The 11,552-nt window shown below is 71.7% G+C and carries 11 protein-coding genes and 1 rRNA gene; 3 read left to right on the top strand and 9 right to left on the bottom strand.

Features of this window, described 5'->3' with window-relative positions; genetic code table 11:
- Window positions 1–361: ribosomal RNA gene (locus tag ACTIE9_RS03885) — 16S ribosomal RNA — on the bottom strand; the annotation flags it as partial.
- Window positions 362–936: 575 nt separating this feature from the next.
- Window positions 937–2,241, bottom strand: a complete 1,305-nt coding sequence (tyrS, locus tag ACTIE9_RS03890) for a tyrosine--tRNA ligase (protein WP_439564264.1) — start codon at window positions 2,239–2,241, stop codon at window positions 937–939.
- A gap of 61 nt (window positions 2,242–2,302) precedes the next feature.
- Between tyrS and ACTIE9_RS03895 the strand changes: the two genes are divergently transcribed.
- Both ACTIE9_RS03895 and ACTIE9_RS03900 read left to right on the top strand, forming a co-directional pair.
- Window positions 2,303–2,974: a DNA-binding protein gene (locus ACTIE9_RS03895; RefSeq protein WP_439564265.1), complete on the top strand. Its 672-nt coding sequence runs from the start codon at window positions 2,303–2,305 to the stop codon at window positions 2,972–2,974.
- On the top strand, window positions 2,971–3,579 hold the full coding sequence (locus ACTIE9_RS03900) for a hypothetical protein (RefSeq protein WP_439564266.1): 609 nt from the start codon (window positions 2,971–2,973) through the stop codon (window positions 3,577–3,579). The genes ACTIE9_RS03895 and ACTIE9_RS03900 overlap by 4 nt, the downstream gene beginning before the upstream one ends.
- On the opposite strand, the gene ACTIE9_RS03905 is transcribed toward ACTIE9_RS03900, so the two are convergent.
- Genes ACTIE9_RS03905 through argC form a run of 7 tightly spaced genes read right to left on the bottom strand, consistent with a single transcriptional unit; the run spans window position 3,563 to window position 10,903 of the window.
- Window positions 3,563–4,204, bottom strand: a complete 642-nt coding sequence (locus tag ACTIE9_RS03905) for a DNA-3-methyladenine glycosylase (protein WP_439564267.1) — start codon at window positions 4,202–4,204, stop codon at window positions 3,563–3,565. The genes ACTIE9_RS03900 and ACTIE9_RS03905 overlap by 17 nt on opposite strands.
- Window positions 4,201–5,604 carry an argininosuccinate lyase gene (gene argH / locus ACTIE9_RS03910; RefSeq protein WP_439564268.1) on the bottom strand — a complete coding sequence of 468 codons (1,404 nt, stop codon included), beginning with the start codon at window positions 5,602–5,604 and terminating at the stop codon, window positions 4,201–4,203. Before argH ends, ACTIE9_RS03905 begins: the two co-directional genes overlap by 4 nt.
- Window positions 5,601–6,554 (bottom strand): ornithine carbamoyltransferase, encoded by a 954-nt coding sequence (gene argF / locus ACTIE9_RS03915; protein ID WP_439564269.1) that lies wholly within the window; start codon window positions 6,552–6,554, stop codon window positions 5,601–5,603. Before argF ends, argH begins: the two co-directional genes overlap by 4 nt.
- The gene (locus ACTIE9_RS03920) at window positions 6,551–7,765 is read right to left on the bottom strand and encodes an acetylornithine transaminase (RefSeq protein WP_439564409.1); all 1,215 of its coding nucleotides are present in this window, start codon (window positions 7,763–7,765) and stop codon (window positions 6,551–6,553) included. The genes argF and ACTIE9_RS03920 overlap by 4 nt, the downstream gene beginning before the upstream one ends.
- A 14-nt stretch (window positions 7,766–7,779) precedes the next feature.
- Window positions 7,780–8,706: an acetylglutamate kinase gene (gene argB, locus ACTIE9_RS03925; protein ID WP_439564270.1), complete on the bottom strand. Its 927-nt coding sequence runs from the start codon at window positions 8,704–8,706 to the stop codon at window positions 7,780–7,782.
- Window positions 8,707–8,711: 5 nt separating this feature from the next.
- Window positions 8,712–9,860, bottom strand: coding sequence for a bifunctional glutamate N-acetyltransferase/amino-acid acetyltransferase ArgJ (gene argJ, locus ACTIE9_RS03930; protein ID WP_439564271.1), 1,149 nt, complete (start codon window positions 9,858–9,860; stop codon window positions 8,712–8,714).
- Window positions 9,857–10,903: an N-acetyl-gamma-glutamyl-phosphate reductase gene (gene argC / locus ACTIE9_RS03935; RefSeq protein ID WP_439564272.1), complete on the bottom strand. Its 1,047-nt coding sequence runs from the start codon at window positions 10,901–10,903 to the stop codon at window positions 9,857–9,859. Before argC ends, argJ begins: the two co-directional genes overlap by 4 nt.
- Before the next feature lie 83 nt (window positions 10,904–10,986).
- Between argC and ACTIE9_RS03940 the strand changes: the two genes are divergently transcribed.
- The gene (locus ACTIE9_RS03940; protein ID WP_439564273.1) at window positions 10,987–11,544 is read left to right on the top strand and encodes a DUF937 domain-containing protein; all 558 of its coding nucleotides are present in this window, start codon (window positions 10,987–10,989) and stop codon (window positions 11,542–11,544) included.
- Window positions 11,545–11,552 lie beyond the last annotated feature (8 nt).

The raw sequence follows: 11,552 nt of genomic DNA on the forward strand, positions 1-11,552 counted from the left end.
TCCCCACTGCTGCCTCCCGTAGGAGTCTGGGCCGTGTCTCAGTCCCAGTGTGGCCGGTCACCCTCTCAGGCCGGCTACCCGTCGTCGTCTTGGTGAGCCGTTACCTCACCAACTAACTGATAGGCCGCGAGTCCATCCTTGACCGAAGTTCTTTCCAGCTGGTGACCATGCGGTCCCAGCTCGTATCCGGTATTAGACGTCGTTTCCAACGCTTATCCCAGAGTCAAGGGCAGGTTACTCACGTGTTACTCACCCGTTCGCCACTAATCCACCAGAGCAAGCTCCGGCTTCATCGTTCGACTTGCATGTGTTAAGCACGCCGCCAGCGTTCGTCCTGAGCCAGGATCAAACTCTCCGTAAATGTTTGATTGCACGGCGACCCGAAGGCTGCCGGCACATCTAGTGTCACCGCCGGACCGAGGTCTGAGCGGTGACGAGTTTGTCTGACTGAAGTTCGAATATCTACTGACATTCTTGTTTCAATCCAAAGGAATCTCTTACTGCTGGTCACGTTCTAGGAACATGGTCAGCCGTCGAGGTTATTTGGCATTGACTTAGTGCACGCTGTTGAGTTCTCAAGGATCGGACGCTCCAGACCTCCAGCCTCTCGGCTGTCGCAACTGGGCAACTTCCCTAATGTATCCGCCCCGGCTTCCCGGCGCAAATCGGCGATCTCGGCGAACCGAGTCCGACTGCCCGCGGCCTGATCGCGAGGATCATGCCGGGCGGATTCGCAATCCTACTTGGCGATGAGCGCACCAGCAAGTGGCTGCTCTGTCTTGGAGGATCTGGTCCCGCTTGAGGCCGGCTAGCTCTTCCGCTTGCCGCACCTTTGGGGTGACGAGTTAGAAGATTACGGTTCGTACGGGTGCGGGGCAAATCTCAGCGATTCCCGGGCGTGTCGCGCTTGTTCCCGGGCTTGCCGACCGCGATCCGTCACCGCAGGATGAGCCCCGCGAGCGTCTTCTTGCCACGGCGGAGCACCGCTGCTCGACCGGCGAGCGCGGCACCCTCGAGGGTCGCCTCGTCGCTCGACACCGTCGCGTTGTTGAGCGACACCCCTCCCTGCGCGATCGCTCGGCGTGCGTCGCTCGCGCTCGAGCAGAGTCCCGTGGCGACAAGGGCGTGCACGACCGTGTCCGACTCCCCCACCTCGGCGGAGGGCAGCTCGGCGATCGCGGCGGCCAGCGTGTCAGCATCCAAGGCCGCCAGGTCACCCTGGCCGAAGAGCGCCTCCGACGCCGCGATCGCGGCCGCGACGGCCGCAGGGCCGTGCACGATACCGGTCGCCTCGAGGGCGAGCCGCTTCTGTGCCGCTCGACGGAAGGGCTCCTCGCGGACGAGCTCGGCGTAGCGGTCGATCTCGGCGCGGCCGAGGAAGGTGAAGACCTTGAGCCGGTCGATCACGTCGGCATCGTCGGTGTTCAACCAGAACTGGTACATGGCGTACGGGGTTGTGAGCGCAGGATCGAGCCAGATGGCGTTGCCCTCGCTCTTCCCGAACTTGCGGCCGTCGGCGTTCGTGACGAGGGGGGTGCCGATGGCGTGCACCGTCGCGCCCTCGGCCTTGCGCACGAGGTCGACGCCGCTCGTCAGGTTGCCCCACTGGTCGCTGCCGCCCGTCTGCAGCACGCAGCCGTAGTCGAGGTGCAGGCGGCGGAAGTCGAGACCCTGCAAGATCTGGTAGCTGAACTCGGTGTAGCTGATGCCCTCATCGCTGTTGAGCCGAGCGCTCACCGCGTCTTTCTTCAGCATCGTCCCGACGCGGTAGTGCTTGCCGATGTCACGGAGGAACTCGATCGCGGTCATCGAGGCCGTCCAGTCGAGGTTGTTGACCAGACGCGCGGCGTTGTCTCCGTCGAACGAGAGGAAGCGCTTCACCTGCTCCTGCAGGTAGCCGACCCACTCCGCGACCACCGCAGCGTCGTTGAGGGTGCGCTCGGCCGTCGGCTTCGGATCGCCGATGAGCCCGGTCGAGCCGCCGACGAGACCGAGCGGGCGGTGACCGGCGAGCTGGAACCGGCGCATGAGCAGCAGTTGCACGAGATTGCCGAGATGCAGGCTGGGCGCCGTCGGGTCGAAGCCGCAGTAGTAGGTGATCGGCGGCCCGGCGAGTAGCGCACGCAGAGCGTCTTCGTCGGTCGAGACGTGCACGAGGCCCCGCCAGACGATCTCGTCCCAGATGCTCTCGAAACTCGGATCGTTCTGCGGGGGCGTGAGGGTCACAGGGGCGGCGGTCACCGCGCCAGCGTATCAGCGACGGGGGGTGGATTCGGCGTGAATAACCCCTATAGGCTTGATCGTGATCCCATCATCCCCTGATGGTTGCGAGGAGAACATCGTGTTCGTCATCATCGCCGACCAGATCGGCAGTAGCACCGACACCGATCGCGTCGCCGGCGCGCTCGCCGACCTGCGCAGGCGGTTCGACACCGGGTATCCCCTCGCCCCCGAGCGCACCGCCGGGGACGAGCTGCAGGCCATGACCGACGACGCGACGACGGCGCTCGAGACCGCCCTGCACCTGCTGCGGGCACCGCACTGGCGGGTGGGGCTCGGCATCGGGGCGGTACGGCAGCCGCTGCCCGACGGAATCCGAGAAGCCACCGGACCGGCCTTCGTATCGGCGCGCGCGGCGATCGAGCTGGCCGCCCGGCGCCCCCTGCGCTGCGCCACCATCGGCGCCGGCGCCGCGGGCGCGCGCGCAGAGCAGCTCGGGGCACTGATCGACCTGCTGCTCGCGCACCGATCCCGCTGGAGCGCCGCCGGCTGGCAGCTGCACGATCTGCTCGAGCGCGGCCTCACCCAGGCCGACGCCGCCGAGCGGCTGGACATCACGCCCCAGGCGACGAGCAAGCGAGCGCGCGCCGCCGGGTTGCGCATCGACGCGGATGCCCGCCGCGCGCTCGCGAGCCTGCTCGCCGACCTCGGCGCTACGGTGGAGGGCACCGCTGTCGAAGGAGGCGCCGCATGACCCCCCTGCTCGTCGGCCTCGCCGCGATCACCACCGCCTTCGGCTGGCTCGGCGTCGCCCAACTGCTCGGGCTCGTCGCCGCCTTCGCGGTGCTCGCCACGGCGCTCGACCGCCCGCGGCTCGCCGTGCCCGCGATCATCGTGGTCGCCGCGGGCGCGCTCGCCGTCGCGCTCGGCATCGGTGGTGACCCCGTCGGGCTGGTGGGCAACCTCCTCGCACTCGGCCTCGTCGCCGTAGGAATCGCGGCGGGCGGGCCCGTGACCGTGCTCGTGCTCGCCGCCGCCACGCGAGGCGGGCCGCCGACCGGAGAGCACGGCGGCATCATCGTGCCCGTCACGGGCGCACCCCCGGCCACGGCGCGCACCACACCGCCGACGCGCGAAGTGCTGCGCGGCGGCACGACGATCGGCTACCTCGAACGGGCCGTCGTCATCGCGGCCGTGCTCGTCGGCCGGTGGGAGCTCGTCGCCGCGCTCATCGCCGTCAAGGGCCTCGGCCGGTTCCGCGACCTCGACGCGGGCGCCGCGACCGAGCGGTTCATCATCGGCACGCTCGTGAGCATGCTCTGGGCCGGCCTGTGCGCCGCCCTCATCGTGCTGGCGTGATGCGCGCCCGCGGCACCGCAGGCCGGTAGGCCGACACGGTCTCGTCCCCGACGAGCCAGAAGCGCCACGGGTACTCGCCGCCGCCGCCCGGGCCGCTGACGCCCACGCGCGGGCCCGCGGCGATGCGCTCGGGCGGCAGCGGCGGGCCGGGCTCGAGAGTCAGCGGGCCGGCGGCGAGCATCCCGCCGCTGTCGGATAGCTCGACTCCGAGCGCCGTCGCCAGGCGTGCCGGGCCCCGGGCGAGGTCGCGGGGAGCGATGATGCGGGATGCGCAGGCTCCCGCTCGACGCGGGGCCGCGGCCGCCCGGCGCCGCTGCGCGAGCTCGGCTCCCGCGACGACCTCGCCCGCGCGCAGCAGCACGGCTCCGGCCTCGCCCTCGGCGCCGCAGACGAGGTTGAGGCAGCGGTGCATCCCGTAGCTGAGGTAGACGTAGACGGTGCCGGCGGGCCCGAACATGGGTGCTGTGCGGGGCGTCGGCCCGCGGAAGGCGTGGGATCCCGGGTCGGTGCCGCCCCCGCGGTACGCCTCGACCTCGGTGAGCCGCACGCTCACGCCGCGGCCGTGCAGAACCGCCCCGAGCAGGAGCGGTGCGACCGCGACGGGGTCGTCGTCGAGCAGCCTCACTCGAGGGCGGCGAGCCGCTCGGCGAGGTGCGCCCGTTGCGCGGCGACCGCTGACGGAGCAGTGCCGCCGGCTCCCGAGCGCGACGCGATCGAGCCCTCGACCGTGAGCACCGCGCGCACTGCGGCCGTGAGGCGCGGATCGATCGAGGCGTACTCGTCGTCGCTCGGCTCGTGCAGCTCGAGGCCGTGGCGCTCGCAGTGCGCGACGAGCGCGCCCGAGATCTCGTGCGCCTCGCGGAACGGCACCCCCTGTCGCACGAGCCAGTCGGCGACGTCGGTCGCCAACGAGAAGCCCTGGGGAGCGAGGGCGGCCATGCGCTCGGTGTCGAAGCGCAGGGTCGCCACCATGCCGGTGAACGCCGGTAGCAGCACCTCGAGCGTCTCGACCGCGTCGAAGACGGGCTCTTTGTCCTCCTGCAGGTCGCGGTTGTAGGCGAGCGGCAGGCCCTTGAGGGTCGACAGCAGCCCGGTGAGGTCGCCGATGAGCCGACCGGCCTTGCCGCGCGCGAGCTCGGCGATGTCGGGGTTCTTCTTCTGCGGCATGATCGACGATCCCGTCGAGAAGCCGTCGTGCAGCGTGACGTAGCCGAACTCGCGCGTGTTCCAGAGGATGATCTCCTCCGCCAGACGCGACAGGTCGACGCCGAGCTGCGCCGCGATGTAGGCGAACTCGGCGACGAGGTCGCGGCTCGCCGTGGCGTCGATCGAGTTCTCGGTCGGGCCGGCGAAGCCCAGCTCGGCCGCCACGAGGGCGGGGTCGAGGCCCAGGCTCGATCCGGCGAGCGCGCCGGCGCCGTACGGCGAGCGGTCGGCGCGCGCAGCCCAGTCGCGCAGGCGCTCGAGGTCGCGCACGAGCGGCCAGGCGTGCGCGAGCAGGTGGTGCGCCAGCAGCACCGGCTGCGCGTGCTGCAGGTGGGTGCGGCCGGGCATGACGGCATCGGGATGCGCATCCGCCTGCGCCGCGAGCGCCCCGATGAGCGACCGCACCTCGCGCGCGATCACGGCGCCGTGGTCGCGGAGGTACAGCCTGATCAGGGTCGCGATCTGGTCGTTGCGGCTGCGGCCCGCGCGCAGGCGGCCGCCGAGCTCGGCGCCCACCGCGTCCACGAGGGCCGCCTCGAGGGCACCGTGCACGTCCTCGTCCTCCGGCCGGGGCTGCAGGCGACCGTCTGCCCAGCGCGCCTCGATCTCGTCGAGGCCTTCGAGCATCCGCACCAGCTCGTCGTCGGTGAGGTAGCCGGCCGCCGCGAGAGCGCGGGCGTGCGCACGCGAACCCCGGATGTCGTAGCCGCCGAGCTGCCAGTCGAAGTGGGTCGAGCGGCTCAGCCGCTGCAGCTCGGGCGAGGGGCCGTCGCTGAAGCGCCCGCCCCAGAGCGAGCCCTCGTTCGTGGCGCCGCTCATCGCGCGCCGCCGGACTTCTCGAGCAGCCACACGAGCAGCGCCTTCTGCGCGTGCAGGCGGTTCTCGGCTTCGTCCCAGATGACCGATTGCGGGCCGTCGATGACGTCGGCCGTCACCTCGTAGCCCCGATCGGCCGGCAGGCAGTGCAGGAAGAGCGCGTCGGGCTTCGCGTGCGCCATCATCGCCGGGTCGACGCGATAGGCGCCGAAGGTCGCGACGCGGTGCGCCTTCTCATCCTCTTTGCCCATCGAGACCCAGGTGTCGGTCACGACGACGTCGGCGCCCGCGACCGCGGCGACCGGGTCGGTCGTGACCGTGATCGAGCCCCTGGTCTCAGCCGCGCGGCGCTCGGCGTCGGCGACGACCGCGGCGGTCGGGGCGAACGACGCGGGAGCGGCAACGCGCACATGCATGCCCGCCGTGGCGCCCGCGAGCAGGTACGACTGCGCCATGTTGCTCGCGCCGTCGCCGAGGAAGGCGACCGTGAGCCCCGCGAGCTCGCCGCGGTGCTCGCGGATGGTCAGCAGGTCGGCGAGCAGCTGGCAGGGGTGGAAGTCGTCGCTCAGGGCGTTGACGACGGGCACCGTCGTGCCGGCCGCCATCTCCTCGAGCCCTGCCTGCGCGTAGGTGCGCCAGACGATCGCGGCGACCATGCGCTCGAGCACGCGGGCGGTGTCGCTCGGGGTCTCCTTCCCGCCGAGCTGGCTGCTCGCCGTCGAGATGATGAGCGGCACCCCGCCGAGGTCGGCGATGCCGACCGCGAAGCTCACGCGCGTGCGGGTCGACGACTTGTCGAAGATGACCGCGACCGTCTGCGGCCCCGCGAGCGGCGTGCGCGCCCAGCGGTCGGCCTTGATGGCGCCAGCGAGGTCGAGGATCTGCGCCTGCTCGGCGGGCGTGATGTCGTCGTCGCGCAGGAAGTGCCGGGCGGCGGGGGCGTGTGCGGTCATGGGGTGGCGGCCTCCAGGCCTACGGCGAGCAGGCTCGCGGCGAACAGGGTCAGGAACCGGTCGATCTCAGCATCGCCGATGATGAGCGGCGGCGCGAGCCGGATGCTCTCGTCGTTGGCCGCGTTGATGATGAGCCCGCGGTCGAGCGCCTCGGCGACGAGGCGCGGCGCGACGGGGGCGGTGAGCCCGACGCCGAGCAGCAGCCCGCGGCCGCGCACCTCGGCGACGAGGGGCGAGCCGAGAGCCAGGATGCCCTGCCGCAGCTGCTCGCCGCGCCGAGCCGCAGTGCCGACGAGGTCGGCCCGTTCGATCTCGGCGAGCACGGCATCGGCGACCCCCGTCGCGAGCGGATTGCCGCCGAAGGTCGAGCCGTGCTGGCCGAGCGTGAACAGCTCGCTCGCGGCGCCGCGCGTGACGAGCGCCCCGATGGGCACTCCCCCGCCGATGCCCTTCGCGACGACGACTGCATCGGGCAGTTCGGCCTCGGTTCTCAATTCGTGCTGGAAGGCGAACCAGTCGCCCGTGCGCCCCGCGCCGGTCTGGATCTCGTCGACGATGAGCAACGCTCCGTGCGCGCGCGTCAGCCGCCGCGCCTCGGCGAGGAACCCGGGCGGCAGCGGCACGACGCCCGCCTCGCCCTTGACGGGTTCGAGCACGAGGGCCGCGACATCGGGCCCCAGCGCGGCCTCGAGCGCGGCGAGGTCGGTCGGCAGGTGCTCGACGCCGGGCACCATGGGCTCGAAGGGCGTGCGCAGCGCGGGCTTGCCGGTGAGGGCGAGGGCCCCCATCGTGCGCCCGTGGAATCCCTGCTCGAAGGCGAGGATGCGCGGCCGGCCGGTGCGTCGCGCGAGCTTGAGCGCCGCCTCGATCGCTTCGGCACCCGAATTGGCCGGGTACACCCGCCCGGTCGCTCCGAACCCGGTGAGGCGTACGAGCCGCTCGGCGAAGGCGACCGCCTGCGGCGTCGTGAAGTAGTTGCTGACGTGCACGAGCCGGCCCGCTTGCGCCGAGACCGCCTCGACGAGCGCGGGATGCGCGTGGCCGAGCGCGTTCACCGCGATGCCGGCGAGGAAGTCGAGGTACTCCCGCCCGTCGACATCCCACACGAGGGCGCCGGCACCGTGCTCGAGCACGGCCATCGGAGCAGGGGCCGAGCGCATGGCGACGCACGCGAACCGCTCGCGCACGGCATCCGTCTCTGTTCCTGACACCAGCGGCCCCGTGCTCACGCGGCGCCCCCCGCCGCGGTCACTTCGGTGCCGATGCCCTCCTGCGTGAAGATCTCGAGCAGGATCGAGTGCGGCACGCGGCCGTCGATGATCGCCGCTTTGCCGACCCCGCCGTCGACGGCCTCGAGGCACGCCGCCATCTTGGGGATCATGCCCGACTCCAGTCGCGGCAGCAGGGCGCGCAACTCGTCGGCGTCGATGCTCGAGACGAGCGACGACGTGTCGGGCCAGTCGCGGTAGAGCCCCGCGACGTCGGTGAGGATCACGAGCTTCTCAGCCCCGAGCGCCACGGCGAGCGCCGCGGCGGCCGAGTCGGCGTTGACGTTGAGGCTCTGCCCGGGCGTGTCGCCGTCGGGCGCGATCGAGGAAACGACGGGGATGCGCCCCGCGTCGAGCTGCGCGAGCACCGCGGCGGGGTCGACCCTCACGACATCGCCCACGAGCCCGAGGTCGACCTCGACCCCGTCGACCACGACGCCGCGGCGGCGACCGCGGAAGAGCCCCGCGTCCTCCCCCGAGATCGCCGCCGCCAACGGGCCGTGCTCGTTGATGAGGCTCACGAGCGAGCGGCTGATCTGACCGGTGAGCACCATGCGCACGACCTCCATGGCCTCGGGGCTCGTCACCCGGTAGCCGCCGCGGAACTCGCTCGCGATGCCGAACTTCTCGAGCATCGCCGAGATCTGCGGGCCGCCGCCGTGCACGACGACGGGCCGCAGCCCGACCGTGCGCAGGTAGACCATGTCTTGCGCGAAGGCCCGCTGCAGCTCGTCGCTCACCATGGCGTTGCCGCCGAACTTGATGACGACGACGCGATCACGGAACCGCTGCAGCCACGGCATCGACTCGATGAGGGTCGCCGCCTTGACCGCCGCCTGGGCGTGGTCGTCGGCGACGCTCGCGGGGTCTCTCAGCTCGCTCATGGTCCCTAGCTCGCGTAGGCGCTGTTCTCGTGCACGTAGTCGTGCGTGAGGTCGTTGGTGTACACCGTCGCGGCCGCGTCGCCGGCGTGCAGCGCGATGTGCACGGTGATGGTGCGGCCGCTCAGGTCGACCTCGTCGCGCGGACGGTCGGGGGCTCCCGCGTGGCACAGCCGCACGTCGTTGAACGCGACGTCGACCGCGTAGGGGTCGAACGCGGCGCTCGTCGTGCCGATGGCGGCGAGCACGCGGCCCCAGTTGGGGTCGTTGCCGAACATGGCCGCCTTGAACAGGTTGCTGCGGGCGACCGAGCGCGCGACCTCGACGGCGTCGTCCTCGGTCTCAGCGCCGCTCACCGTGATGACGATGTCGTGGCTCGAGCCCTCGGCGTCGGCCTGCAGCTGCGTCATGAGCGCCATGCAGGCCTCGGTCAGCAGCGCGGTGAAGGCGGCGGAGTCGGGGGTGATTCCGGATGCTCCGCTCGCCATGAGCGTCACCTGGTCGTTGGTCGACATGCAGCCGTCGGAGTCGAGGCGGTCGAAGCTCACGCGCGTGGCGGCGCGGAGCGCCGTGTCGAGCTCGGCGGCGGGCAGGTCGGCGTCGGTGGTGAGCACGACGAGCATGGTGGCGAGACCGGGTGCGAGCATCCCGGCGCCTTTCGCCATGCCGCCGATCGTGTAGCCCGGGCCCTCGACGACGACGGTCTTGGGCACCGAGTCGGTCGTCATGATCGCGCGGGCCGCGGCCTCGCCGTGCGCGCCGAGCCCGGCGGCGGCCGCGGCGACCCCGCCGAGCAGCGCCTCGCGGTCGAGCTGCTCGCCGATGAGCCCCGTCGAGCAGACGAGCACATCGCCCGCACTGATGTCGAGCGCCTCGGCGACGGCTTCGGCCGTGGCATGCGTCGTCTGGAAGCCCTGCGCCCCCGTGAAGCAGTTGGCGCCGCCCGAGTTGAGCACGATCGCGGCGACCTCGCCATCGGCGATGACCTGCTGCGACCAGAGGATCGGATTGGCCTTGGCGCGGTTGCTCGTGAAGACGGCCGCCGCGGCGCGGGAGGGCCCGCGGTTGACCACGAGGGCGAGATCGGCGGCACCGCTCGCCTTGAGCCCGGCGGCGACACCGGCGGCCTGGAAGCCGGCGGGAGCGGTGACGGTCACGGGGCGACTCCGTTCACGGGAAGGCCGAGCGTCTCGGGCAGGCCGAGCGCGAGGTTGAGCGACTGCACGGCGGCACCCGCCGTGCCCTTGACGAGGTTGTCGAGAGCGACGACGACGACCACGCGCTGCGCGTCGTCATCGACGGCGAGACCCATGAGGGCGGTGTTCGCGCCGACGGTCGACGCCGTCGCCGGGAACCGGCCCGCGGGCAGCACGTGCACGAAGGGCTCGGCGGCGTAGGCCGACTCCCAGGCCTCGCGCACGCTCGCGGCATCCGCCCCCGGGGCCAGGCGCGCCGTGACGGTGGCGAGGATGCCGCGCGCCATGGGCACGAGCACGGGCGTGAACGAGATGGTCGGGTCGCTGGCCCCCGCAGCGCGCAGGTTCTGCAGGATCTCGGGGATGTGCCGATGCACTCCCCCGACGCCGTACGCGCTCGCCGATCCGAGCAGCTCGCTCGCCAGCAGGTCGGTGCGCAGCGCACGGCCCGCACCGCTCGGGCCGACCGCGAGCACCGCGGTCGCATCGTGCGCCTCGACGACGCCGCTGCGGATGCCCGGCGCGAGCCCGAGCGTGACGGCCGTCACGTTGCACCCCGGCACAGCGATGCGCCGCGCGCCGGCGAGCAGCTCGCGCTGCCGTGAGCCGTCGGCGTGGATCAGCTCGGGCAGCCCGTACGCCCAGGCGCCGTGGTGCTCGCCGCCGTAGTAGCGCGCCCAGTCGGTCGCGCTCGTCAGCCGGTGGTCGGCACCGCAGTCGAGCACGAGCGTCTCGGGCGGCAACGGGGCGGCGACGGCGCCCGAGGCGCCGTGCGGCAGGGCGAGCACGACGATGTCATGACCGGCGAGCCGATCGGGCGTCGTCTCGACGAAGTCGAGGTGCGCGAGAGAACGCAGGTGGGGGTGCACGTCGATGAGCGGCTGCCCCGCATTGCTGTGCGCCGTGACCGTGCGCACCTCGAGCTCGGGGTGCTGGGCCACGAGGCGCAGCACCTCACCGCCCGCGTACCCGCTGGCTCCGGCGACCGCCACGGAATAGGTCATGCCCTTAACTCTTCCAGAGAATACGATGGGCGTTCGACGCGCAGGATCGCGCCACCCGGCGCACGCGAATCGAAGGAGCATCCATGGACGACCTCAGCGGCCTCATGAAACTCATCCCCATCGGCGACATCGCCGAGAAGCTCGGCATCGACGAGGGTGTCGCCGAGGCCGCCGTCGCCGTCGCCGTGCCCGCGATCGTGGGCGGTCTCGCCGCGAACGCGAAGGATGAGGGCGGAGCGAAGTCGCTCGAGAAGGCTCTCGGCAAGCACAAGGGCACGACCCCGAAGAGGCTCGCCGAGGTCGACGAGGCCGACGGCGAGAAGATCGTCTCCAACGTCTTCGGGGCGAAGAAGAACGACGTGGCCCTCGCCGCGGCCTCCGCGGTCGACGCGAAGGGCGATGGCCTCGACATCGGCGCGATCGTGCAGCAGGTGCTGCCGATCGTCGCCCCCATCGTGCTCGCGTGGGTCGCGAACCAGTTCCTCGGCGGGTCGACGAAGGCCGAGCCCGAGCCCGCGAAGACCCCCGCCCCGAGCGGCAACCCGCTCGGCGACATGCTCGGCGGCCTCATCTCGAGCAAGCAGGGTCAAGATCTCCTCGCGAGCGCCCTGGGCGGCCTGCTCGGAGGCGGTCGCAAGTAGGCGCAGCG

Source organism: Microcella sp. (genome assembly GCF_051860105.1).
Taxonomy (GTDB): Bacteria; Actinomycetota; Actinomycetes; order Actinomycetales; family Microbacteriaceae; genus Microcella.